This window comes from Microbacterium sp. MRS-1 (genome assembly GCF_000585455.1).
GTDB lineage: Bacteria > Actinomycetota > Actinomycetes > Actinomycetales > Microbacteriaceae > Microbacterium > Microbacterium laevaniformans.
Genome location: NZ_JAUF01000048.1, coordinates 26,331 through 49,593, shown reverse-complemented (window position 1 = coordinate 49,593; position 23,263 = coordinate 26,331). Strand labels below are relative to the sequence as shown.

At 70.6% G+C, this 23,263-nt stretch carries 21 protein-coding genes; 7 read left to right on the top strand and 14 right to left on the bottom strand.

Annotated features, from left to right (window positions below):
- Positions 1-7 precede the first annotated feature (7 nt).
- From rpsR to rpsF, 3 genes are all read right to left on the bottom strand, one after another.
- On the bottom strand, positions 8-262 hold the full coding sequence (gene rpsR, locus AS96_RS09525) for a 30S ribosomal protein S18 (protein WP_005054609.1): 255 nt from the start codon (positions 260-262) through the stop codon (positions 8-10).
- Positions 263-363: 101 nt separating this feature from the next.
- Positions 364-870 (bottom strand): single-stranded DNA-binding protein, encoded by a 507-nt coding sequence (locus AS96_RS09520; RefSeq protein WP_005054611.1) that lies wholly within the window; start codon positions 868-870, stop codon positions 364-366.
- A 5-nt stretch (positions 871-875) separates the two neighbouring features.
- The gene (rpsF, locus tag AS96_RS09515; RefSeq protein ID WP_036282987.1) at positions 876-1,214 is read right to left on the bottom strand and encodes a 30S ribosomal protein S6; all 339 of its coding nucleotides are present in this window, start codon (positions 1,212-1,214) and stop codon (positions 876-878) included.
- Between the two features lie 195 nt (positions 1,215-1,409).
- Between rpsF and AS96_RS09510 the strand changes: the two genes are divergently transcribed.
- Both AS96_RS09510 and AS96_RS09505 read left to right on the top strand, forming a co-directional pair.
- Positions 1,410-2,975: an MFS transporter gene (locus tag AS96_RS09510; protein WP_036288927.1), complete on the top strand. Its 1,566-nt coding sequence runs from the start codon at positions 1,410-1,412 to the stop codon at positions 2,973-2,975.
- Positions 2,976-3,000: 25 nt separating this feature from the next.
- The gene (locus AS96_RS09505; protein ID WP_036288924.1) at positions 3,001-4,170 is read left to right on the top strand and encodes a hypothetical protein; all 1,170 of its coding nucleotides are present in this window, start codon (positions 3,001-3,003) and stop codon (positions 4,168-4,170) included.
- Between the two features lie 259 nt (positions 4,171-4,429).
- On the opposite strand, the gene AS96_RS09500 is transcribed toward AS96_RS09505, so the two are convergent.
- From AS96_RS09500 to AS96_RS09480, 5 genes are all read right to left on the bottom strand, one after another.
- Positions 4,430-6,091, bottom strand: a complete 1,662-nt coding sequence (locus AS96_RS09500; protein WP_036288921.1) for a dipeptide ABC transporter ATP-binding protein — start codon at positions 6,089-6,091, stop codon at positions 4,430-4,432.
- The gene (locus AS96_RS09495; RefSeq protein ID WP_005054620.1) at positions 6,091-7,095 is read right to left on the bottom strand and encodes an ABC transporter permease; all 1,005 of its coding nucleotides are present in this window, start codon (positions 7,093-7,095) and stop codon (positions 6,091-6,093) included. Before AS96_RS09495 ends, AS96_RS09500 begins: the two co-directional genes overlap by 1 nt.
- 14 nt (positions 7,096-7,109) lie before the next feature.
- A complete protein-coding gene (locus AS96_RS09490; RefSeq protein WP_005054622.1) occupies positions 7,110-8,201 on the bottom strand; it encodes an ABC transporter permease in 1,092 nt (363 codons plus the stop codon).
- Between the two features lie 121 nt (positions 8,202-8,322).
- A complete protein-coding gene (locus AS96_RS09485; RefSeq protein ID WP_036288918.1) occupies positions 8,323-9,969 on the bottom strand; it encodes an ABC transporter substrate-binding protein in 1,647 nt (548 codons plus the stop codon).
- Between the two features lie 177 nt (positions 9,970-10,146).
- Positions 10,147-10,557 carry a hypothetical protein gene (locus tag AS96_RS09480; RefSeq protein ID WP_036288916.1) on the bottom strand — a complete coding sequence of 137 codons (411 nt, stop codon included), beginning with the start codon at positions 10,555-10,557 and terminating at the stop codon, positions 10,147-10,149.
- Positions 10,558-10,708: 151 nt separating this feature from the next.
- Here AS96_RS09480 and AS96_RS09475 point away from each other — a divergent pair, with 151 nt between their 5' ends.
- From AS96_RS09475 to AS96_RS09460, 4 genes are read left to right on the top strand one after another with little or no spacing between them, the layout of a single operon-like run.
- Positions 10,709-11,614: an ABC transporter ATP-binding protein gene (locus tag AS96_RS09475; protein WP_036288913.1), complete on the top strand. Its 906-nt coding sequence runs from the start codon at positions 10,709-10,711 to the stop codon at positions 11,612-11,614.
- Positions 11,611-12,444, top strand: coding sequence for an ABC transporter permease (locus tag AS96_RS09470; RefSeq protein WP_036288910.1), 834 nt, complete (start codon positions 11,611-11,613; stop codon positions 12,442-12,444). Before AS96_RS09475 ends, AS96_RS09470 begins: the two co-directional genes overlap by 4 nt.
- A gap of 24 nt (positions 12,445-12,468) precedes the next feature.
- Positions 12,469-13,641: a sensor histidine kinase gene (locus AS96_RS09465; protein WP_051498823.1), complete on the top strand. Its 1,173-nt coding sequence runs from the start codon at positions 12,469-12,471 to the stop codon at positions 13,639-13,641.
- A complete protein-coding gene (locus AS96_RS09460; protein WP_036288907.1) occupies positions 13,638-14,243 on the top strand; it encodes a response regulator transcription factor in 606 nt (201 codons plus the stop codon). Before AS96_RS09465 ends, AS96_RS09460 begins: the two co-directional genes overlap by 4 nt.
- Before the next feature lie 137 nt (positions 14,244-14,380).
- Here the strand turns inward: AS96_RS09460 and AS96_RS09455 are convergent, their stop codons facing one another.
- The 3 genes from AS96_RS09455 to AS96_RS09445 form a co-directional block, all read right to left on the bottom strand.
- Complete coding sequence (locus AS96_RS09455) at positions 14,381-14,764, bottom strand: DUF779 domain-containing protein (RefSeq protein ID WP_036288904.1); 384 nt, start codon at positions 14,762-14,764, stop codon at positions 14,381-14,383.
- Positions 14,765-14,856: 92 nt separating this feature from the next.
- Positions 14,857-16,404, bottom strand: coding sequence for an acetaldehyde dehydrogenase ExaC (exaC, locus tag AS96_RS09450; RefSeq protein WP_036288901.1), 1,548 nt, complete (start codon positions 16,402-16,404; stop codon positions 14,857-14,859).
- Between the two features lie 243 nt (positions 16,405-16,647).
- Positions 16,648-17,139 carry a MarR family winged helix-turn-helix transcriptional regulator gene (locus AS96_RS09445; RefSeq protein WP_036288898.1) on the bottom strand — a complete coding sequence of 164 codons (492 nt, stop codon included), beginning with the start codon at positions 17,137-17,139 and terminating at the stop codon, positions 16,648-16,650.
- A 40-nt stretch (positions 17,140-17,179) separates the two neighbouring features.
- Between AS96_RS09445 and AS96_RS09440 the strand changes: the two genes are divergently transcribed.
- Positions 17,180-18,091: a DMT family transporter gene (locus AS96_RS09440; protein ID WP_231477204.1), complete on the top strand. Its 912-nt coding sequence runs from the start codon at positions 17,180-17,182 to the stop codon at positions 18,089-18,091.
- Here the strand turns inward: AS96_RS09440 and malQ are convergent.
- From malQ to AS96_RS09425, 3 genes are all read right to left on the bottom strand, one after another.
- The gene (gene malQ, locus AS96_RS09435; protein WP_036288895.1) at positions 18,063-20,201 is read right to left on the bottom strand and encodes a 4-alpha-glucanotransferase; all 2,139 of its coding nucleotides are present in this window, start codon (positions 20,199-20,201) and stop codon (positions 18,063-18,065) included. The two genes, AS96_RS09440 and malQ, sit on opposite strands and share 29 nt — an antisense overlap.
- 151 nt (positions 20,202-20,352) lie before the next feature.
- Complete coding sequence (locus AS96_RS09430) at positions 20,353-21,681, bottom strand: GAF domain-containing protein (protein ID WP_036288893.1); 1,329 nt, start codon at positions 21,679-21,681, stop codon at positions 20,353-20,355.
- A gap of 138 nt (positions 21,682-21,819) precedes the next feature.
- A complete protein-coding gene (locus tag AS96_RS09425; RefSeq protein WP_036288890.1) occupies positions 21,820-23,259 on the bottom strand; it encodes a CCA tRNA nucleotidyltransferase in 1,440 nt (479 codons plus the stop codon).
- Positions 23,260-23,263: the final 4 nt, after the last annotated feature.

Below are 23,263 nucleotides of genomic sequence, written 5' to 3'. Positions count from 1 at the left end.
GTGCTCCTTAGCGGCCAGCGCCGGCGTAAGGCAGGAGCGCCATTTCGCGCGCGTTCTTGATCGCCTTGGCGATCAGACGCTGCTCCTGCACCGAGACACCGGTGATACGACGGGCGCGGATCTTGCCGCGCTCCGAGATGAACTTGCGAAGCGTTGCGACGTCCTTGTAGTCGATGACGCCGACGCGGATCGCCTTCGCGGGAGCGGCGTTCTTCGCGCCCTTCCGCGGCTTACGGCGATCGCCGGTAGCCTTTCCAGCCATTGTTTTCCTTAAATGTGAGCGGATGCCGAGGCATCCAAGATTTTCTGCGTGAGGGTTTCGACTCGGCCCTGCGGGCCTCGCTCAACCCCCGGCGGCGACGATCAGAAAGGAGTGTCGTCGCCGTAGGCGCCGGGTGCGCTCCAGGCGTCGGGGGCAGCAGAGCCGGGAGTGGCCCACGGCTCCTCCTGCTGCACCTGCTGCTGCGGACGCGACTGCTGGCCGCCTCCGAAGTTGCCTCCGCCGGACGCGGCACGCGTGACCTGAGCCGTGGCATACCGCAGCGAGGGGCCGATCTCGTCGACCTCCAGCTCGATCGCGGTCCGGTTGTTGCCCTCGCGGTCCTGGTAGGAACGCTGCTTCAACCGACCGGTCGCGATGACACGGGAACCCTTCGTCAGCGAACCGGCGACGTGCTCGGCGAACTCGCGCCACACCGACGCGCGGAGGAACAGCGCTTCGCCGTCCTTCCACTCGTTGGCCTGACGGTCGAAGTTGCGCGGCGTCGACGCGATCGTGAAGTTCGCGACGGGCAGGCCGTTCTGCGTGTAGCGCAGCTCGGGGTCTGCCGTGAGGTTTCCCACGACGGTGATGACGGTCTCGCCGGCCATCGTCCTTACGCCTTCGCTGCCTTGCGGGCGGCCTTGGCCTCGGCGCGCTCCTTCTCGGCGGCGACCTGAGCGATCGCCTCCTCGGCACGCAGGACCTTGGTACGCATGATCTGCTCGTTCAGCTTGAGCTGACGGTCGAGCTCCTGCGTGGCCTCGCTCGTGGCGGTGAAGTTGACGACGGCGTAGATGCCCTCGTTCTTCTTCTGGATCTCGTACGCCAGGCGACGCTTGCCCCAGACGTCGACGTTCTCGATGGAGCCACCGTCTGCGGTGATCACCTTGAGGAACCCGTCGAGCTTGGGGGCGACCTGACGCTCGTCGATCTCGGGGTCGAGGATGACCATGAGCTCGTACTGGTGTGAGTGCGTCACTAACCCACCTCCTTCGGACTAGAACGGATGCCGGGCATTTCCCGGCATCAGGAGGGTTGATGCACGTGCCCGAGCGTTGTTCCGGAACGGAACGCAGACGGGCAACCACAACAGTCTACCCGACGACCGCTACGCTCATGGACGACGGGGGCGACGGAAGGACGGTGGATGCCGGGCACGCACGTTCCCGCGCGCGCAGGCGTGGTCCTGACCGCGCTGCTGATGGCCGCAGCGGTCTGCAATCTGACCACCGGCGGCGCCAGCGTCGCCCTGCCCGACATCGCCGGCACCTTCGACGCCCCCCAGACGACACTCAACCTCGTCGCGCTCGGCACGGGCCTCGGACTCGCGATGACCGTGCTGTACGCCGGCGCCCTCGGCGACCGCTACGGTCGGGTGCGACTGCTGTGCATCGGGCTGATCGGCCTGCTCATCGCCGGCACCGCGGCAAGCCTCGCCCCGACGATCGAGTTCCTCATGGGAGCGCGCGTGCTCACCGGCATCGCTGCGGGCTGCGCCTTTCCGACGACGCTCGCCCTCATCACCGCCCTCTGGGCCGAGGGGCCGGCGCGCGTCCGCGCGATCGCCCTGTGGACGGCGACCGGCGCCGTGGCCACGGTCGCCGGTTCGGTGATCTCGGGTGCGCTCGTCGTCGCCTTCGGCTGGCGCATCGCCCTGCTGCTGCCCGTGCCGGTCGCCGTCGTGGCGCTGCTCATCGCCGCACGGTCGATTCCGCGGGGCGTGGCGGAGTCCGACGAGCCGGTCGATCATCTCGGCGGCATCCTGTCGGTCATCGCCGTGGCCGCGCTGGTGCTCGGTCTCGGCGTCGTCTTCGCCCCGGGGGAGACGGGTGCGGGGGCGGGCCTGCTCGTCGCGGCGGCGGTGCTGATCGCCGCTTTCGCGGCACGCCAGCTGCGCGTCGCGGCACCCCTCTACGACCTGTCGATCGCGCGGCGACGCCTGTTCTGGGTGCCGGCCGTCGCGGGAACTCTCGCCTTCGGCGCGCTCGTGGGGGCGATGTTCGTCGGCCAGCAGTACCTGCAGAACATCCTCGGCTACGACGCGCTGCAGGCGGGCATCGCGCTCATCCCCGCCGCGATCGCGCTGCTCGTCTGCGCACCGCTGGCAGCGGTCCTCGTCGAACGCGGCACGCGAACGGCGATGATCGTCGGCTACGTCGTGCTCATCGCCGCCTTCGGCACGATGCTCGCGTGGAACGAGACCACACCGCCGGTGATCGTCGCGCTCGCGTTCGCCCTGGTCGGCGGGGGTGCGTCGTTCGTGATGACCGCGGCATCCCGATCCCTGACCAGCAGCACCCCGGTGCGCCGCGCGGGCATGGCCTCGGCGACCAGCGATCTGCAGACCGACCTCGGCGGCGCCGTGATGCAGGCACTGCTCGGTGCCGTGCTCGCCGGCGGGTTCTCGCACGTGTTCGCCGGGCTCATCGCCGCCTCTCCCGAAGCCGCATCGCTCTCCGACGACATCACCCGCGCCCTGCAGGCGTCGTACGCGTCGGCCGCCCACGTGGCCGCCAACAACCCCGCCTACGCGGCGCACATCCTCGAGGCGGCGCGGTTGAGCTTCGTCGACGGCGCCTGGGCGGCGTACCTCGTCGGGGCGATCGCCCTCCTGCTGGGGCTGATCGTGGTGGGCGTGGGCCTTCCGGGGGTCGCCGTCGAGAAAGAGTTGCGAGGCCGTTATCGCGACGAGGACGCCCTGACGGCGCCCTGAAAGCTCGCCCGGGTAGCGTGGCGATATGAGCACGCCCGCGGCATCCTCAGCCTTCGACGCGCGACCGCTCATCGAGCCTGCCGATCGGGCGACCGTGCGCGCCTACGTCCGCGACCTGCGCGCGAGCGGACGGGCACCGGCGCCGAACGTCGCGTCGCGGGCCGTCTTCGCCGTGCTCGCCGTCGTGGCCGTGCTCTTCGTCTTCGGGTCGACGGTGATCGGTGTCGTGGGCGGCATGATGACGGCATCCGGGGGCGGGTTCTCGCCCTTCATGATCGCGCCGATCCTCGTGGTCGTCGGTGTGGCCGCGGTGCTCGCGACCGCGCTGGTGCGCATGTTCGGCGCCCGCACGGGGGAGCGGTGGTGGCGCCTCGACCGCTTCGCGCGGGCCAACGCGATGACCTGGTACCCGTCGGTGTCGAACCCACCGCTGCCGGGAATGGTGTTCGGCATCGGACACGGGCGCATCGCGAGCGACGTGGTCCGCGGCGAGAGGCCGCGCTTCGTCGAGTTCGGCAACTATGTGTACCGCACGGGCTCGGGCAAGAACGAGTCGACGCATCGGTGGGGCTACGTCGCCGTCAAGCTGTCGACCCCGCTGCCCAACATCGTGCTGGATGCCGTCGGCAACAACAGACTGTTCGGCTCCAACCTGCCGGCCGCACTCGAGGGGTCCCAACGGCTGAGCCTGGAGGGCGACTTCGACCGTTCCTTCACCCTGTACTGCCCGTCCGGCTACGAGGCCGACGCGCTCTACCTCTTCACGCCCGACATCATGGCGCGATTCGTCGACCACGCTGCCGCCCTCGACGTCGAGATCGTCGATGACTGGCTCTTCCTCTACACGCCGCGCGAGGCGTCCACGCTCGACCCGGCCACCTGGGCCTGGCTGTTCTCCGTGGTGGCGGCGCTGCTCGACAAGCTCGCACAGTGGGAGCGCTGGCGCGACGAGCGCCTCGCCGCACCGGCGACCGGCGCGGCCGTCCCCGCGCGTGACGCGGCGGGATCGGCGGCACTGCCGTTCGCGGCGCCCGCGGCATCCCTGGGTCCACCTCCCGGCGTCGCACCCGAGGGCCGCCGGCTGCGACGTCGGGTGCCGTGGGCCGCGATCATCGTGATCGGCGCGGCACTGCTGCTGATGCTGTTCGGCCCGCTGGGTGTGTTCGCGTCGATCATCGAGAACCTGTCGAACTGACACCCGCCGTTGCACGTGAAACGGTGTGCGGCGCCGGTCAGGCGACGGCGGGGGCGGCATACGCGGCATCCACCTCTGCCGGAGTGTCCTGCACGAGCGCGAGCGCGCTGCGGTGTCCGCCGGACGCCGGCAGTTCGGGAGGAGATTTCACGTCGGGAGGATGCCGTGGCCCGATCGATCCTCCCGGAGCGAAATCTCCTCCGGTGGCGCAGCCCGCAGCCCGCAGGCCGCAGGCCGCAGGCCGCAGGCGCGGGTTGGCTCAGCCGCGTGCGGCGCGCCAGGCCTCGCGGCGCGCGGCCTGCTCCACCGGATCGGGCACCGGCAGCGACGCGATGAGCTTGCGGGTGTAGTCGTCCTGGGGGTCGCCGAGCACCTGCGCGGTTGGCCCGGTCTCGGCGATCGTGCCCGTGTGCAGCACCACGACCCGGTGGGCGAGCATGTCGACCACCGCGAGATCGTGGGTGATGAACAGGGTCGCGAACCCGAACCGCTCCTGCAGCTCGCCGAACAGTTCCAGCACGCGTGCCTGCACCGACACGTCGAGCGCGCTCGTGGGCTCGTCGGCGATGAGCAGCTTCGGGTCGAGGGCGAGGCCGCGGGCCAGCGATGCGCGCTGGCGCTGTCCGCCCGACAGCTCGTGCGGGAAGCGGTCGCCGAACGCCTTCGGCAGCTGCACGGCCTCGAGCAGCTCGTCGACGCGGTCGCGGGCATCCGCGGCATCCCGAGCGCCGCCGTGCACGACCAACGGCTCGGCGACGTTCTGCGCGATCGTCAGCAGCGGGTTGAAGCTCGTCGCCGGATCCTGGAACACGAACCCGAGGTCCTTGCGGTGGGGCCGGAACGTGCGCTCCTTGACCCCGTTCATCTCGACCCCGAGCACCCGCAGCGAGCCGCCGGTCACGGGTGTGAGCCCGGCGATCGCACGGCCGATCGTCGTCTTTCCCGATCCGCTCTCGCCGACCAGACCCACGACCTCGCCCGGCGCGATCGAGAAGCTCACGCGGTCGACGGCACGGAAGCCGGCACGACGCAGACGCCCGGCGTACTCGATGACGAGATCCTCCGCCACCACGACCGGCGCCGCCTCGGCCACTCCCGCCGGCAGCTGCCGGTCGACGATCTCCAGGCGCGGCACGGCGGCCAGCAGGCGCTTCGTGTAGTCGTTCTGCGGGGCGGCGAACAGCTCCAGGGCGGGCGCTGTTTCGACGACCTCGCCATTCAGCATGACCGCGACACGGTCGGCGAGGTCGGCCACGACGCCCATGTTGTGCGTGATCAGCACGATCGCGGTGCCGTCTTCGTCGCGCAGGCGCCGCAGCAGATCGAGGATCTCGGCCTGCACCGTGACGTCGAGTGCCGTGGTCGGCTCGTCGGCGATGATCACGGTCGGATCGAGCGCCAGCGCCGTGGCGATGACGATGCGCTGCTTCTGCCCGCCGGAGAACTGGTGCGGGTAGTCGTCGACGCGCCGCTCGGGATCGGGGATGCCGACACGGCCGAGCATCTCGATCGCGCGCGCCCGCGCCTGCTTCTTCGTGTACGTCCCGTGGGCGCGCAGACCCTCGGCCAGCTGCCACCCCACGGTGAAGACGGGGTTCAGGGCGGTCGAGGGCTCCTGGAAGATCATCGCCGCCTTCGTGCCGCGCACCCGGCGCATCGCCTCGCGGTCGAGGCCGATGACATCGGTGCCGTCGAGCACGACGGCACCCTGCGTCAGCGCCGTCTCGGGCAGCAGGCCCAGGATGCTGCGGGCGGTGACCGTCTTGCCGCTGCCCGACTCGCCGACGATCGCGAGCACCTCGCCGGGGCGCACGTCCAGGCTCACACCGCGCACGGCGTGCACGTCGCCACCGTCGGTCGCGAAGGTGACGTCCAGGTCACGGATGTCGACGGCGCGTGCGTCGGAAGAGGCCGCAGCCATCACTCCACCTCTCCCATCATCTCGCGGGACGCCGGCTGGCTCGCCGCGACGGCATCCGCCGGTGTCGGTGTCTTCTTCGCCGACCCTGCCCGACGCCGCGCGCGCAGGCGCGGGTCGGCGAGGTCGTTGAGGCTCTCGCCGATCAGCGTGATACCCAGCACCGTCAGCACGATCGCGAGCCCCGGGGGAACCGCGGTCCACCAGATGCCCGCGGCGACGTCGCTGATCGACTTGTTGAGGTCGTAACCCCACTCGGCGGCGACGGTCGGCTGGATGCCGAAGCCGAGGAAGCCGAGAGCGGCGAGGGTGGCGATGGCCTCCGACGCGTTGAGGGTCACGATCAGCGGCAGCGTGCGCGTGGAGTTGCGCAGCACGTGGCGGAACATGATGCGCGGCGTCGAGGCACCGATCACCTTCGCCGATTCGACGAAGGCCTCCGTCTTGACCCGCACCACCTCGGCGCGCACGACCCGGAAGTACTGCGGGATGAACACGACGGTGATGGATGCCGCGGCCGCCATGATCCCGGGCCAGAGCCCTGACTGTCCGTTGTTGATCGCGATGGCCACGACGATCGCGAGCAGCAGCGTCGGGAACGCGTAGATCGCGTCGGCGACGACGACCAACGCACGGTCGACCCAGCCGCCGAGGTACCCGGAGACGAGACCCAGCAGGATGCCGACGAACACCGACATCGCGATCGCGACGATCACGACCATCAGCGCGGTCTGGGCGCCCCAGATGACGCGCGACAGCACGTCGTAGCCGCCGACCGTCGTGCCGAGCAGGTGCGCCGCGCTCGGCGGCTGCTGCGCGCCGAAGTTGCCGTCGGGTCCGTCGAGCTGGGCGTAGCCGTAGGGGGCGATGAGCGGCGCGAAGATCGCGCAGAACACGAAGATGCCGGTCAGCACGAGGCCGGCGACCAGCATGCCGCGCTGCAGGCCGACGCTCTGGCGCAGCTGATGGATGACCGGCATCCGGTCGATGAGGCGAGGCTTCGTCATGTCCGCATCCCTCCTCAGTACCGGACCCGCGGGTCGATGAACGCGGCGATGATGTCCACGGCGAAGTTGGTGACCGCGACGATGATGGCGATCATCGCGACGATTCCCTGCACGGCGACGAAGTCGCGCGAGCCGAGGTAGGCGGCCAGCTGGAAGCCGAGACCCTTCCACTCGAAGGTCGTCTCGGTGAGCACGGCACCGCCGAGCATCAGCGCGATCTGCAGGCCGATGACCGTGATGATCGGGATGAGCGCAGGCTTGTACGCGTGCGTGCGCACCAGGCGTCCCTCCCGCACACCGCGTGAGCGGGCCGCGTCGATGTAGGGCATGTTGAAGGTGCCGATGACGTTCGTGCGGACGAGCCGCAGGAAGATGCCGGCGGTGAGCAGACCCAGCGTGAGGGCGGGGAGTACCGCGTGCAGCAGCACGTCCTGCACGTAGGCGGGGTTGCCGGAGGCGATCGCGTCGATGAGATAGATGCCGGTGCCGCCGTTGCGGCCGATGGCGAGCTCGGTGCGTACGCTCGCGCGTCCGGAGATGGGCAGCCAACCGAGCCAGACGCCGAAGACGAGCTTGGCGACCAGGCCCGCGAAGAAGACGGGCGTCGCGTAGAAGAGGATGGCGCTCACGCGCAGCAGCGCGTCGGGCCAGCGGTCACGCAGCGCCGCCGCGACCATGCCCAGCGGGATGCCGACGATGAACGCGATCACGAGCGAATAGAGCACGAGCTCGAGGGTCGCGGTGCCGTAGGTGGCGATGACCTGCACGACCGGCTGGTTGTCGGTGATGGTCGTGCCGAAGTCGAAGGTGAAGATGCGGCCGAGGTACTCGACGTACTGCACGAGGATCGGTCGGTCATAGCCGGCCTCGTGGATGCGCTCGGCCAGCTGATCGGCCGGCAGGCGTCCGCCGAGGGCGGCGGTGATCGGGTCGCCGGTGAGGCGGATGAGGAAGAAGACCAGCGTCACGAGGATCAGCACGGTCGGGAAGATCAGCAGGAACCGGATGAGGATGTACCGGCCCAGGGCTGAGCCGGATCCGGTCTTGCGGACCTCCAGCGCGGGAGGCGGCTCGGCGACGGAGGATGCCGTGGCGGTGCTGGTCATAGATGCCTACTCTACGGATGACGGGCGTTTCGACTCGCTGCGCTCGCTCAACGACCGGGGGTGTGATTCCCCCGGTCGTTGAGTGAGGAGCGCAGCGACGAGTCGAAACGCCCGGAACGCGTTACTTCGTGATCGGAGCGAAACGGAGCTTGAACGACGCGTCGAGCGTGACGCCCTTCACGTCGGCACCGGTCACCGCGACCTGAGCGCCCTGCAGCAGCGGGACGGTCGAGAGGTCCTTGGCCACGAGGTCCTGGATCTTCTCGATGTCGGACGTGCGCGTGGCGGCATCCGTTTCGACGGCCTGCTTGAGGATCAGGTCGTTGACCTCCGGGTTGACGTAGTGGTTGCCCAGGAAGTTCTTCTCCAGGAAGAACGGCGTCAGGTAGTTGTCGGCGTCGGAGTAGTCCGGGAACCAGCCGAGCTGGTAGGCCGGGTAGACGTCGGCGGTGCGGTCCTTGGAGTACTGCACCCACTCGGTCGACTGAAGGTTGACGGTGAACAGACCGTCCTTCTCGAGCTGCTGCTTCACCAGCGCGTACTCGTCACCCGACGACGGACCGTAGTGGTCGGGGCTGTACTGCAGGCTCAGCGTGACCGGCGTCGTGACACCGGCCGCGGCCAGGGTCGCCTTCGCCTTGTCGGCGCTGGGGCCTCCGTTGCCGTCGCCGTAGAGACCCTTCAGGGCGTCGGTCGCGCCCGCGAAGCCGGCCGGAACGTACGAGTAGAGCGGGGTGTAGGTGCCCTTGTAGACCTGGTCGGAGATCGTCTTGCGGTCGATCAGATCGGCCACCGCCTGGCGGACGGCGAGCGCCTTGGCCGGGTCGGCCTCGGCGGTCGTCGCACCGTACGGCTGCGTGTTGAAGTTGAAGACGATGTAGCGGATCTCGCCACCCGGACCCTCGACGACCTTGACCTTGTCGTTGCCCGACAGGTCGGCCACGTCGGTCGACGACAGGCTGCGGTAGGCCACGTCGACGTCGCCCTGCTGGACGGCGAGCTTCAGGTTGGACGACTCGGCGAAGTAGCTGAGGATGGCGCCCGAGTTGCTCGGCGCGGCGAGCAGACCCTTGTAGTTCTTGTTGGGCGTGAACTCGACCGTCTTGTTGAAGTCCCACTTCGTGATCGAGTAGGGGCCGCCGAAGGCGTCGGCCTTCACGATGTCCTGGTCGGGCGTGACGGCGTCGGCCGAGAACACCTCCTCGTCGACGATCGCGCCGGGGAAGGACGTGAGGATGAAGGGGAAGACCTGGTCGTTGTCGGTCTTGAGCTTGAAGACGACGGTCGTGGCATCCGGCGTGGAGACGCTGTCAAGGTTGTAGAGCAGGCTCGAGGCGCCGTTGGGGTCGGCGATCTTCAGGTTGCGGTCGAACGAGAACTTGACGTCCGAGGAGGTCAGGTCGTGGCCGTTGGCCCACTTCAGGCCCGCGGGGAGCTTCACGGTGTACTCGTTGGGCGAGGTGAACTCGGCGGACTCGGCGAGGTCGGGAACGACCTTGTTGGAGTTGTAGTCGGTGTTCACCAGGTAGGGGAAGACCTGGGTCTGCACGGCGAGCGAGCCGTTGTCGTACGAGCCGGCCGGGTCGAGCGTGGTGACCTTGTCGGTCGTGCCGATGATGATGGGCCCGGATGCCGCGCCATCGGTCGACCCGCCCGTGGACCCTCCGCCGGCGCAGCCGGCCAGGAGCAGCGCGGAGACGGCGAGCGCGCCCGCTGCCAGAGCGGTGCGGGCGCGGGCGGAGCCCGGCGAACTGAAGTGCAGTGCCATATGTGAGTACCTCTGCTGTATGTCGGTCGGCCCCGCCGGACAGGCGAAGCTCAGGTCGCTATCCTTTCGTGCACATCGCCGGCCTGCCTCGTGATCGCGCTTTTTGTAACAGGAATGAAACCGGAGACCACCGCGCCTGAGGCAGGTCTCTCGCGCAGGAGCGTCCATCGCGCCGCGTCAGTGATCGCGTGCGCTCGCGTGTTCCGGCGGGAGCAGGCCGTCGTCGCGCGCGGCCTGCGCGAGCTCCGAGTTGGTGTGGATGACGAGCCGGGCCTCCTGCGCGCTCAGAGCGGGGCGCACGGCGAGCGCGTCGAGCCTCGCGCGCGCATGGGGCGACCGGGCGCGCGCACCCCGGCGGACCGCATCGACGACCGCCCGCACGATACCCTCGGACTCCCGCGAGGACACGATGCCCTCCACCCCGGCATCCATCAACGTCCGGACGACGTGGTCGGGGGCGTCGGCGGTGAGGGCGACCACGCGCATGCCCAGCCGGCCCGCCAGCAGCTCGCGCGCGTGCGCCCTGCGAGCGCTCGATGGGTCGACGATCGTCACGCGCCGCAGTGCCGCGCCTCCCGAAGCGGTCATGTCTCCTCCTTGCGCTCCACCGGTAGAGAGTGCGAAACCGGCGATTCGTCACGCGAGTACGCCGACGAGTTTTCGGCCGTGACGAATGTCATGGCGCAGTCGTGACGGCCGTGTGCGGTGCACAGGCCGGCGCGCGGGCAGAGTCGGAGACATGGATGAGAACCAGGGACTGCTCGCGGTGGATGCCGCGGGCCTGCGCAAGAGCTTCGGCAGTGTCCGAGCGGTGGAGAGCGTCGATCTGCGGGTGCGCCCGGGCGAGATCGTCGCCTTCCTGGGCCCGAACGGCGCCGGCAAGACGACGACCATCGACATGCTGCTGGGCCTGTCGGACCCCGACGGGGGCGCGGTGCGCGTGTTCGGCGAGAGCCCGCGCGCGGCCATCTCGCACGGCCTCGTCTCGGCGGTGTTGCAGACCGGCGGCCTGCTGAAGGACATCACGGTGCGCGAGACGCTCGCGCTCACGGCGAGCCTGTTCGCCGACACGCGTCCGATCGAGGAGGTCATGCAGCGCGCGGGCATCAGCGACCTGAGGAGCCGCCGGGTCGGCCTGTGCTCGGGCGGCCAGCAGCAGCGACTGCGCTTCGCGATGGCGCTGCTCAGCGACCCCGGACTGCTGATTCTCGACGAGCCCACCACCGGGATGGACGTCGAGGGCCGCCGCGCGTTCTGGAGCGCGATCCGCGCCGACGCCGCCCGCGGGCGCACGGTGCTGTTCGCGACGCATTACCTCGACGAGGCCGATGAGTACGCCGACCGCATCGTGCTGATGAGCCGCGGGCGCATCGTCGCCGACGGCTCCACCGCCGAGATCAAGAACCTCGTCTCCGGTCGCATCGTCCGCGCCACCCTGCCCGGCGCCGACCCGGCGCGGCTCGCCGGCCTTCCCGGCGTCGACGACGTCGAGTTCGCCGGCGACCGCATCAGCATCCACACGAAGAACTCGGATGCCGTCGCCCGCCACCTCCTCACCGAGACGGCGGCCCGCGACGTCGAGATCACGTCCCAGAACCTCGAGAGCGTCTTCCTCGCCCTCACCTCCGAAGGAGCCTCCGCATGAGCACCGCATCCTCCGCGACGTCCGCGCTGTCGGCCGACCGGGTCACCCTCGACCGCCGCGTCCCTCCGCTCGGCGGCTTCAATCTGACCTATCTGGGCATCGAGCTCAGACGGCGCCTGCGCAATCGCCGGACGCTGTTCTTCACGATCGCCTTCCCCGTCATGATGTACGTCATCATCGGCCTTCCCCTCCGCGACGAGCAGCTCACGGCGACGCCCGTCGCCGACGGCGGCGTGTCGGTCGCGGCGTACATCATGGTGTCGATGGCGATGTACGGCGCCATGATGTCGGCCACGCAGACCGGCGCGGCCGTCGCCCTGGAACGCACGCAAGGCTGGAGCCGGCAGCTGCGGCTGACCCCGCTGAACCCGCTCGTCAACATCATCATCAAGATGATCGCGGGCATGGTGCTGGGCCTTCTCGCGGTCGTCGCCACATATGCGGCCGGCGCGATCAGCGGCATCCAGCTCAGCGCCGGGCAGTGGATCGGCACGGGACTGGTCGGCTGGGTGCTCGCGAGCGCCGTCTTCACGACCCTCGGGCTGTTCGTCGGCTACCTCATGCCGAGTGAGAACGCCGCGCAGGTGACGAGTCTGATCGTCGTCTTCCTGTCGTTCCTCGGCGGCCTGTTCTACCCGCTCAGCAGCATGCCCGACTTCATGCAGACGATCGCGAAGTTCACGCCCGTCTACGGCATCGGCGAGCTCGCCCGCTCACCGCTGACCGGCGAGAGCTTCGACGCGATGTGGCTGGTCAACGCGCTCGTCTGGCTCGTGCTGTTCGTCGCCGGCACGACGTGGGCGTTCCGGCGCGACACGAAGCGCGTGTGAGCCGCGCGTCCTACAGTGAGATCCGTGACCGCACTCACCGGCGGCGGCCCGTCGCACGACTTCGGCGAACCGCGCTGGAACATCCAGCCGACCGACGGCACGTCGCCGCGCACGGTGAAGGGGATCCTCACCGGGCGCGGCGCCGTGCGCTGGTACACGGGGTCGGCGCTGTCGATGATCTGGCTGCTCACCTTCATCCCGATCCTCACCGCCGACGGGCCGGTACGGGCGATCGTCCCGCTGACGCTGCTGGCGGTCTTCGCGGTCGGGTTCCTCGTGGGCGCCCCGCTCGCGTGGGCACCCCGCGCGACGCGGCATCGGCTGCTGCCAGCCGCCGCGCTCTTCGTGTTCTCCTTCTCGCTGTTCCCCTGGGCGGGGTGGGAGGTGCGCGGCCTGTGGACGTACGTCGGCGTGCTGGTGGGCATGGCGGTGCTGCCGCTGCGCCTCACCTGGCTGCTGCTGTTCGCCCTCGGCGCGGCATCCCTCCTCGCCGGCGTCGCGCTGAACGGCTGGAACGAGGACATCCTCTGGATCCCCGCGATACTCATCTCCATCTCCGCCATGATGGCCGCCTTCGCCCGCAACATCGCCGCGATGAACGAGTTGCGTGCGACGCGCGATCAGATGGCGACGATGGCGGTCGAGCGCGAGCGCAGCCGGGTCGCCCGCGATCTGCACGACATCCTCGGGCACTCGCTCACCGTCATCACCGTCAAGACCGAACTGGCCGGGCGCCTCATCGACGTCGATCCCGAGCGCGCCCGTACGGAGATCGCCGAGGTCGAGCAGCTCGCCCGCGGCGCGCTGACCGATGTGCGCGCCACCGTCGCCGGCTACCGCGGAGTCAGCATCTCCGGTGAGCTTGCCGCGGCACGGGCGGCGCTCGAGGCGGCGGGCATCGAGGCGCAGCTGCCCGGCTCGACCGACATGCTGCCGGCGGACAGGCGGGAGCTCGCGGGATGGGTCGTGCGCGAGGGCGTCACGAACGTCATCCGGCACGCGCAGGCCTCGCGCTGCCGCATCGAGCTGACCGCTCGCGCCGTCGCGATCTGCGACGACGGCGTCGGACCGAGGGCGGACGAGGCCGTCGGCGGCAACGGGCTCGTCGGCATCCGAGAGCGCGTCGAGAGCGCCGGCGGCCGGCTCACGATCGGGCGCAGCGACCTCGGCGGGTTCCTCCTGAAGGCGACGCTGTGATCCGCCTGCTCATCGCCGACGATCAGGCACTCGTGCGCGGCGCCCTGTCGGCCCTGCTCGGTCTCGAACCCGACATCGAGGTGGTCGCCGAGGTGGGTCGCGGTGACGAGGTCGTGGATGCCGCCGTGCGATCGGCTGCGGACGTCGCCCTGCTCGACATCGAGATGCCGGGGATGGACGGGATCGCGGCGGCATCCGCGCTGCGCAGCGCCCTGCCGACCTGCCGGACGCTCATCGTGACCACCTTCGGGCGGCCGGGGTATCTGACGCGTGCGATGCGGGCGGGAGCGTCCGGCTTCGTCGTGAAGGACACGCCCGCGGCACAGCTCGCCGACGCCGTCCGACGGGTGGCGCAGGGGCTGCGGGTCGTCGATCCCGCCCTCGCCGCCGACTCGCTCGCGCAGGGCGAGTCGCCCCTGACGGCCCGCGAGACCGATGTGCTCGCGGTGGCCCGGACAGGCGGCTCGATCGCCGACATCGCGCAGATGCTGCACCTGAGCGAGGGCACGGTGCGCAACCATCTCTCCATGGCGATCGGCAAGACGGGTGCCCGCAACCGCGCCGACGCCGTGCGGGTCGCCGACGAGAACGGCTGGCTCTAGCCGCGGCATCCGGCGCCTCCCCCCTCACCGCGAGACACGCGCTGCGCACCCAGACACGCGCTGTGCACCGGTGTCTCGGTGCACGCGTGGTGTCTCGCGGTTCGCGGGGCGGTTCGCGGCGCGGCGGCGGGCCGCCGTCAGCGCAGGCCGAAGTGGTCGAGTTCGGCGTCGTCCAGCATCCGCGAGCGGATGAGGAAGCGCATGCCGGTCGGCCCCTCGACGCTGAAGCCCGCGCCGCGGCCCGGAACGACGTCGATCGTGAGGTGCGTGTACTTCCAGTACTCGAACTGCGATGCGGAGATGAAGACCTCGATGGGGTCGTCCAGCCCCACGTCGAGGTCGCCGAGTTTCACGTCCGACGGCCCGGTGAGGAACATCCCGACGGGGTAGCACATGGGTGCGCTGCCGTCGCAGCATCCGCCGGACTGGTGGAACATGAGCTTGCCGTGCTGCGCCGTGAGCTGACGCAGGAGGGATGCCGCGGCATCCGTCACCGCGACCCTGCTGAGTGTGGCCGTCATGACCGACCCCTTTCTCTGCCGAGACACGACCTGCCGCCCGAAACGCACGGGCGTCTGGGGCGGCAGGTCGTGTCTCGCCGATGTGTCTCGACTCAGAAGAAGCCCATCGGCCCTTCGGCGTAGGACACGAGCAGGTTCTTGGTCTGCTGGTAGTGATCGAGCATCTTGAGGTGGTTCTCGCGGCCGATGCCCGACTGCTTGTACCCGCCGAACGCGGCGTGCGCCGGGTACTGGTGATAGGTGTTCGTCCACACGCGACCGGCCTCGATGCGGCGACCGGCGCGGTACATCGTGTCGGCCGACCGGCTCCACACGCCCGCACCCAGGCCGTAGAGGGTGTCGTTGGCGGTGTGGATGGCGTCGTCGAAGCCGTCGAAGCTGGTCACCGAGACGACGGGACCGAAGATCTCCTCCTGGAAGATGCGCATCGAGTTCTGTCCCTCGAACACCGTCGGTGCCACGTAGTAGCCACCGCTGAGCTCGCCGCCGAGGTCCACCCGCTCCCCGCCGGCGAGCAGCTTCGCGCCCTCGGCCTTGCCGATCTCGATGTAGCTGAGGATCTTCTCGAGCTGGTCGTTCGAGGCCTGCGCACCGATCATGGTGGCGGGGTCGAGCGGGTTGCCCTGGATGATCTTGCCGACGCGCTCGAGGCCGTCGCCGAGGAACTGGTCGTAGATCGAGCGCTGGATGAGCGCCCGCGACGGGCAGGTGCAGACCTCGCCCTGGTTCAGCGCGAAGAACGTGAAGCCCTCCAGCGCCTTGTCGTAGTAGGCGTCCTTCTGCCGAGCGACGTCCTCGAAGAAGATGTTCGCGCTTTTGCCGCCGAGCTCCAGCGTCACCGGGATGAGGTTCTGCGACGCGTACTGCATGATCAGCCGACCGGTCGTGGTCTCTCCCGTGAACGCGACCTTGCGGATGCGCTTGTGCTGGGCGAGCGGCGCGCCCGCCTCGATACCGAACCCGTTGACGATGTTCACGACACCGGCCGGCAGCAGGTCGCCGATGATGTCGAAGAGGAACAGGATGGATGCCGGGGTCTGCTCAGCCGGCTTCAGCACGACGCAGTTGCCGGCGGCGAGCGCGGGCGCGAGCTTCCACGTGGCCATCAGCAGCGGGAAGTTCCACGGGATGATCTGGCCGACGACGCCCAGCGGTTCGTGGAAGTGATACGCGACGGTGTCTTCGTCGATCTGGCTGAGCGTGCCCTCCTGGGCGCGCAGCACACCGGCGAAGTAGCGGAAGTGGTCGATCGCCAGCGGGATGTCGGCGGCGAGCGTCTCACGGACCGGCTTGCCGTTCTCCCACGTCTCGGCGACGGCGATCTTCTCGAGGTTCGCCTCGATGCGGTCAGCGATCTTGTTGAGGATGTTCGCACGGTCGGCCGGGGTGGTCTTCTTCCACGACTCGAACGCCTTCCAGGCGACGTCAACGGCGCGGTCGATGTCTTCCGCGGTACCGCGGCCGACCTCGGTGAACGGCTTGCCCGTGACCGGGGTGATGTTCTCGAAGTACTGCCCCTTGATCGGTTCGACGAACTCGCCGCCGATGTAGTGGCCGTACCGCGGACGGTACTCGGCGATGGCCCCGCGCTGGCCGGGAGCAGCGTAAACGCTCGAGACGCCCTCTTCGACGATGGTCATGATGTCTCCTTCGACAGTGCATGGTCCGCGGCATCCCTCGCCGCGTTCGGATGCGCTGACGCTACGCACCGCAACGTTGCATCGCGTTGCGTGGGCGGCTGGCGCCGCGGCATCCGCGTGGCTCGCGCCCCGGCATCCGCCACGAGAAACACGTTGCGTGCCGAGAAACCCCTGCGTGGGGTGTTTCTCGGCGCGCGAGTGGTTTCTCGCGGCGGGGGCGGGGGCGGGGCGGGATGCCGGGGGTCAGTCGTGGGCGAGGGCGGCGAGCCAGCGGCGGGAGGCGTCGCGCAGGGCGCCGGCGTCGCCCGCAGGCAGGAGCGCGAGAAGGCGGTGCTCGTTGGCGAGGTGCGCCGTGAACGCACGGTCGATGAGGTCGACGCCCTCGGGGGTGAGGCGTACGAGGCGCCGACGGCGGTCGTCCTCGGCATCCGTGCGGACGACGAGGCCGCGGTCGATCAGGCGGTCGACACGCTTGGTGAGCCCGCCGGTGGTGACCATCGTGTGGTCGGCCAGTTCGCCCGCCGGCAGCTCGTACGGCGCACCGGCGCGGCGAAGGGATGCCAGGAGGTCGAACTCGGCCTCGCTGAGCCCGAACTGCGCGTAGACGGCGGTCAGCTCCGCCGTCAGCGCCGCGGCCAGGCGATGAAGACGGCCGATCACGCCCTGCGGAGACGGATCGAGATCGGGGCGTTCGCGGCGCCACTGCTCCTGGACGAGGTCGACGTGATCCTGCACGCCGTCGACTTTACCTTCCGCGGAAGCTATATTATCTTCCGTGGAAGATAAAAGGCTGCGATGGGTTCTCGTGACGGCGATCGCCCCCATCGCCTGGGGGAGCACCTACTTCGTGACGCGTCATGTGCTGCCGCCCGACGCGGCGCTGTGGGGCGCGGTCATCCGGTGCCTGCCGGCGGGGCTTCTCGTGCTGCTCGTCACCCGGCGACTGCCGCGCGGCGCGTGGTGGTGGCGCTCGGTCGTGCTCGGCGGTCTCACCGTCGGGGGCCTCAACGTGCTCGTCTACGTCGCCGCACAGCGCCTCGCGACGAGTCTGGCCGCGACGATCATGTCCACCTCGGCGGCGGCGCTGCTGCTGCTCAGCTGGATGTTGCTGCGGCAGCGGCCGGCGCTCCGGGCGGCGCTCGGCGCGGCGCTCGGCATCGTCGGCGTGGTCGTCATGCTCCAGCCCGGCGGAGGGGATGCCGACGGGTGGGGCATCGCGGCATCCATCGTGGCGATGCTCTCCTCATCGCTCGGCTTCGTACTGACGACGCGGTGGGGAGCGGACGTGCCACCCCTGACGATGACGGCGTGGCAGCTCATCGCCGGCTCCCTCGTCGTGGCGCCGGTCGCGATCATCGTGGAGGGTGCGCCGCCGGCCCTCGATGGACCGGCGCTGCTTGGGTTCGCGTACATCATCCTCGTGGCGACGGCGGTCGCCTACGCCGCGTGGTTCACCGGGCTGTCGCGACTGCCCGGCGCGGTCGTCGGCGTGATCGGGCTGCTCAACCCCGTGACCGGTGTGCTCCTGGGCGTCGTCGTCGCGCACGAGCCGTTCGGGCCGGCGCAGATCGTCGGCCTCGCGCTCGTCGTGGTCGGGGTGCTCATCGGCACCCTCGCGCCCACCGCTCCGGGGCCTGGGCCGGCGCCCCAGCCGCTCGTCAGAGGTGGTCGTCGACGGCGCGCGTGAGCGCGTCGAACCGCGAGTTGTCCGCGAGCTCGTCCAGCAGCACCGCACGACCGTCCGGTCCCGCGAGCGGGATCTGCCAGTTGGGGTACTCGCGGTCGGTTCCGGGCTGGTTCTGCGCGCGGCGCTCCCCGACGGCATCCACCAGCGCCACCCCGAGCAGCTGCGAGGGGGATGCCGTGATCAGCACGTTGAGCGCCGCGATCACCTCCGCCTCGCTCGGGTCTGCGCCCAGCAGGCCGCGCTCCCGCAGCATTGCCAGCATGGTCGCCCGCTCGGCATCCGCGTCGGCCAGCTCCTCCTCGACCGGACGCGTCAGCAGACCGAGCCGTGCGCGGAGGGCGACGTGCTCGTCGGCCAGGTACCCCGCGGTCGGCGGCAGGTCGTGCGTGTTCACGGTCGCCAGCAGCGATCGGCGGTACTGCTCCGGCGGACGGAAGCCGTCGCCCTCGCGCTCGAACCACAGCACCGAGGTGCCCAGCACGCCGCGCGCCGACAGGTACTCGCGCACCCACGGCTCGACGTTGCCGAGGTCCTCGCCGATGAGCACCGCACCCGCGCGGTGGGCTTCGAGCAGCAGCACGCCGATCATCGCCTCGTGGTCGTAGCGCACGTAGGTGCCGGCGGCGGGGCTGAGCCCCTCGGGGATCCACCACAGGCGGAACAGCCCGATCACGTGATCGATGCGCAGCGCGCCGGCGTGGCGCAACAGCGTGCGGATCATGTCGCGCAGCGGCGCGTACCCGGCCTCGGCGAGCGCGCGCGGCAGCCACGGCGGCTGATTCCAGGTCTGGCCCTGCTGGTTGTACATGTCGGGCGGCGCGCCGACCGCCATGCCGGTCGCGTACATCTCCCGTAGCGACCACGCGTCCGACCCCTGCGGGTGCACCCCGACGGCCAGGTCGTGCATGACACCGATCGCCATGCCCGCCGCCCTGGCTGCGGCCTGCGCGTCGGCGACCTGCTGGTCGGCGATCCACTGCAGCCACACGTGGAACGCGACGCGATCGGCCAGGCGCGTGCGCAGCTCGGCGACCAGCGGGGAGCGGATGTCGTCGACCTCGGCGGGCCTCTCGCGACCGAGGTAGTGCTCCTCGAGCGCGCACCACAGGGCGAAGTCCTGCAGCGGCTGCCCCTCGCGCGCGGCGAACGCATCGAGCTCGGCGCGGCGCGACGGCGTCAGCGGCACCGCGAAGATCGCGTCGAGGCCGAGTCTCTTCGCGGCCCAGACCGCGTCGCGATCGATGCGGTCCGCGTCGTCGTCCATCGCCGCGACGGGACCGCGGGCGGCCTCGACGACGGCGCGCTCGGTGGGCGTCAGGTAAGCGACCTCACGGACGTCTTCGGGGCGCACGTACAGCGGCGCCAGGAAGCGGCGGGTCGCGGGGCGGTACGGCGACGGTTCGATCGGACTGGTCACCTCGGCAGCGTGCACGGGGTTGATCAGCAGGAAGTCGGCGCCGCGCTCGCCCGCGATCGCCGCGAGATCGGCGAGGTCGGCGAAGTCGCCGAGGCCCCACGATGCCCGTGAGCGGACGGAGTACAGCTGCGCCATGAGGCCCCAGCCGCGCGTGCGCCCGGGACGGGCGGGCGGGTCGCCGAGGCGATCGGGCGTGATCACGAACGGGGCGGATGCCGTGCGGTCGGCTTCGGCGCCGCCGCCGAACGGGCGCTGCTCCGCGCGCACGGTGTGCCACCCCAGCGGCAGGTCGTCGGGCACCGGAATCTCGACCCGCCACCGCAGGATGCCGTCCACCAGCCGCGCGGCCGGGCGCTGCTCGGGGATCGTGAGCGCGCGCTCCGACCCGTCCTCGAGAGCCACCGTCACGGTCACGTCGTGCCCGTCGAAGACGTGCACCCACAGCACGCCGACGCCGGCGCGCGTCACGAACGAGGCGGGGAGCAGTTCGCGCCACACCCGCTCCTCCTCCGCGACGAGGGCCGCGCTGATCGCGGCATCCGTCGACGCGTCGATGCCCATCGCCGCCAGCACCGCCCGCAGGGTGGATGCCGGGACCTGCACCCGGTCGCCGAAGAACGACCAGTACTCCGTCGCGATGCCGTAGGCGCTCGCGAGTCGCACCAGGTCGGGTGTGGGCGCGTCGTCGGTCATGTCTATCCTCCCTCGGCGCCGGTGACGGCGTCTGCGCCCATCCTGGCATCCTCGCCCGACCCTGTCGCGCCGGGGTCGGGTCGGACGCCGCCGCGCGCGCAACTCCGCCTCAACCAACCGCTCCGCGCCCCCAGCCCACCACCACCCGCGCTCAGCGCTCGAGCTTCTCCAACCGCGCGACGAGACCGGCTCGTCGCGGCGAGCGCGCCGGCAGCATCTCGAGCGCCAGACGCAGGACCTCGGCGTCGTCGGCGCCGTCGTCGGTGTCGGCGTACGCGAGCAGCACGTCGACGGAGGCCTCCGTGAGCAGGGCCTCGCGCAGGGCGAGGCGCACCGACTCGCGGAACTCCTCCACGCCGGGGGCGACCGAGTTGGGCAGCACGCGCCCGCGGTAGGCCGCGAGCGCGACGCGGTGCGCACCGCGTCCGAGCAGCGCGACCACCTGATGGGCGTCGGTGTGCAGCTCTGTCGTGAGGCGGTAGGGGCGGGATGCCGGCACCAGCTGCGGCGCCACCCGCTCCAGCACCTTGCGCAGGCGCACCAGCTCGGGTCGCAGCGTTCCCTCCGCGTCGTCCTCGCCGTAGACGAGCTGTCCGAGCCGCTCGGCCGACAGTCCCTCGCGATGCACGGCCAGCATGAGAAGGATCTCGGCGTGCCGAGCCGACAGCTCGGTCACCGTGGCACTGTCGGGCCCGGCGACATCGAGGAGCGCCCGGTCGCGTCCGAGCACGCGCAGCATCGTCGTTGCGGTCGCCGCGGTCGCCGCGGGCCGCCGCGTCCGCCGCGGCGCGGGAGGCTCGGCGCGGGCGCGGAGCCTGCCGACGAGCAGCTCGGCTTCGACGGCGCGCGCCGTCGCGTCGACGAGCAGCTGCGCCTGCGGGGTGGCGGCGTCGCTGTCGCCCGTGACATCGATGACGCCGAGGACCTGGCGCGTCTCCGGGTCGTAGACGGGCGCCGCTGTGCACGACCAGGGCTGCACGAGGCGGTTGTAGTGCTCGGCGCCGTGGATCTGCACCGAGCGCCCGAGGGCCAGCGCGGTGCCGGGCGCCGCGGTGCCCACCGCCTCCTCCGACCAGTTCGCGCCCGCGACGAAGCCCATGTCTCCCGTGAGGCTGCGCACCCGGCGGTCGCCCTCCACCCACAACAGGCGGCCGACGGCATCCCCCACGGCGACCACGACTCCCGAGTCGCTCTCCCCACCCGGCAGCAGCAGGGCGCGGATCATGTCCATCGCCGCCGAGAGAGGATGTGCCCGCCGATACGCCTCGAGTTCGTCGTCACCCAGGTCGAGCGGCGGCAGCCCCTCGGCGCCGACGAGGTGCGCGAGCGAGCGTCGCCAGGAGTCCTGCACGAGCGGGCGGATCTGACCGAGCCGCGGATCGCCGACGTTGCCCCCGACCAGCTCTTCGTGCGCGCGCTCGATCAGCAGACGCGACGTCTCTGGCGAGACCTCGCGGCGCGATGACCACGGCGAGGGCACGGCGACTCCGTTCGACGGTGAGGAGGTGCCGTCAGTCTAGATCGCGAGCCACCAAGATTGCCCCGAGCCGCCAAGATTCAACGCGCCAGAGCATGGCGACTCGGCACGAACGTGGCGGCTCGCGGAGGGGAAGAGGGGTCAGCGGGCGTCCCACCAGGCACGCAGGCGCTGCTCGGCGGCGTCCGCGCCGATCGGGCCCTCGTCCAGGCGCACCTCCAGCAGGAAGCGGTACGCCTCGCCGACCTCGCGGCCGGGCGGGATGCCGAGGATCTCCTGGATCCGGTTGCCGTCGAGCTCGGGGCGGATGGCGGCGAGCTCCTCCTGCGAGGCGAGCTCGTCGATGCGCCACTCGATGTCGTCGTACGCGCGGCGCAGCCGCGTGGCCTTCTTCGCGTTGCGGGTGGTCACGTCGGCGCGGGTGAGGATGTGGAGCCGCTCGAGCTGATCACCGGCATCCCGCACGTATCGCCGCACCGCCGAGTCGGTCCAGGCGCCCTCGGCGTACCCGAAGAAGCGCAGGTGCTGCTCGATGAGCTGCGTGACCGCCGAGATCGTGTCGCCGTCGAAGCGCAGCGCCTGCAGGCGCTTGCGCGCCAGGCGCGCACCCTTGACGTCGTGGTGGTGGAAGCTGACACCGCCGCCCGGCTCGAGCTTGCGCGTCGCTGGCTTGCCGATGTCGTGCAGCAGCGCGGCCAGGCGCAGCGTCGTATCGGGCGCCGCCCCCGGATGCCGGGCGTGCTCCAGCTCGATGGCCTGGCGCAGGACCGTGAGCGAGTGCTCGTAGACGTCCTTGTGGTGATGGTGCTCGTCGACTTCGAGGCGCAGTGCGGGCACCTCGGGGAGGATCTCGCCCATCAGCCCCGTCTCGACGAGGATGCGGATGCCGCGCACCGGATCGTCGGTGGCGAGGAGCTTCACGAGCTCGGCCTGCACCCGCTCGGGGCTCACGATCGCGATCGTCGCGCGCAGGCGCTCCATGGCCTCAAGGGTCGCCGGCGCGACCTCGAACTCGAGCTGACTGGCGAACCGGGCGGCGCGCAGCATGCGGAGGGGATCGTCGCCGAAGCTGACGTCGGGGTCGCCCGGGGTGCGCAGGACGCCCGCGATGAGATCCTCGACGCCGCCGGTCGGGTCGACCAGGGCGGGCACGGGCAGACGCAGCGCCATGGCGCCGACCGTGAAGTCGCGACGGGCGAGGTCGTCGTCGAGGCTGTCACCGAACGCGACGGTGGGCTTGCGTGTGAGCCCGTCGTAGCTGTCGGCGCGGTAGGTGGTGATCTCGACCTGCTCGGAGGTGCCGGAGGGGCCCGGCATCTTCGCGCCGATCGTGCCGAACGCCCGACCGATGTCCCACGTCGCGGTCGCGAGGGGCTTGACGATCCGCAGGATGTCGTCGGGGCGGGCGTTGGTGGTGAGGTCGAGGTCGTGGGTCGGGCGACCCAGCAGCGCGTCGCGCACCGGACCGCCGACGATCGCCAGTTCGAACCCGGCCTGGGCGAACGCGGCGCCGAGGGTCGCCATGATCGGCGAGGTCGCGAGCGACCCGAGCCGGTCGAGGCCTTCGGCCATGTTGAGCATGGTT

Bases quoted from the DNA above. Each gene is read 5' to 3' on its own strand.
- exaC (WP_036288901.1), bottom strand. From the start codon at position 16,404: ATGACCATCGTCGAAGAGGGCGTCTCGAGCGTTTACGCTGCTCCCGGC.
- AS96_RS09455 (WP_036288904.1), bottom strand. From the start codon at position 14,764: ATGACGGCCACACTCAGCAGGGTCGCGGTGACGGATGCCGCGGCATCC.
- rpsF (WP_036282987.1), bottom strand. From the start codon at position 1,214: ATGGTCATCCTCGACCCCGAGATCGACGAGCGTCAGGTCGCCCCCAAG.
- AS96_RS09495 (WP_005054620.1), bottom strand. From the start codon at position 7,095: ATGACGAAGCCTCGCCTCATCGACCGGATGCCGGTCATCCATCAGCTG.
- AS96_RS09520 (WP_005054611.1), bottom strand. From the start codon at position 870: ATGGCCGGCGAGACCGTCATCACCGTCGTGGGAAACCTCACGGCAGAC.
- AS96_RS09470 (WP_036288910.1), top strand. From the start codon at position 11,611: ATGAGCACCGCATCCTCCGCGACGTCCGCGCTGTCGGCCGACCGGGTC.
- AS96_RS09485 (WP_036288918.1), bottom strand. From the start codon at position 9,969: ATGGCACTGCACTTCAGTTCGCCGGGCTCCGCCCGCGCCCGCACCGCT.
- AS96_RS09490 (WP_005054622.1), bottom strand. From the start codon at position 8,201: ATGACCAGCACCGCCACGGCATCCTCCGTCGCCGAGCCGCCTCCCGCG.
- AS96_RS09475 (WP_036288913.1), top strand. From the start codon at position 10,709: ATGGATGAGAACCAGGGACTGCTCGCGGTGGATGCCGCGGGCCTGCGC.
- AS96_RS09500 (WP_036288921.1), bottom strand. From the start codon at position 6,091: ATGGCTGCGGCCTCTTCCGACGCACGCGCCGTCGACATCCGTGACCTG.
- rpsR (WP_005054609.1), bottom strand. From the start codon at position 262: ATGGCTGGAAAGGCTACCGGCGATCGCCGTAAGCCGCGGAAGGGCGCG.
- malQ (WP_036288895.1), bottom strand. From the start codon at position 20,201: ATGACCGACGACGCGCCCACACCCGACCTGGTGCGACTCGCGAGCGCC.
- AS96_RS09425 (WP_036288890.1), bottom strand. From the start codon at position 23,259: ATGCTCAACATGGCCGAAGGCCTCGACCGGCTCGGGTCGCTCGCGACC.
- AS96_RS09505 (WP_036288924.1), top strand. From the start codon at position 3,001: ATGAGCACGCCCGCGGCATCCTCAGCCTTCGACGCGCGACCGCTCATC.
- AS96_RS09510 (WP_036288927.1), top strand. From the start codon at position 1,410: ATGCCGGGCACGCACGTTCCCGCGCGCGCAGGCGTGGTCCTGACCGCG.
- AS96_RS09480 (WP_036288916.1), bottom strand. From the start codon at position 10,557: ATGACCGCTTCGGGAGGCGCGGCACTGCGGCGCGTGACGATCGTCGAC.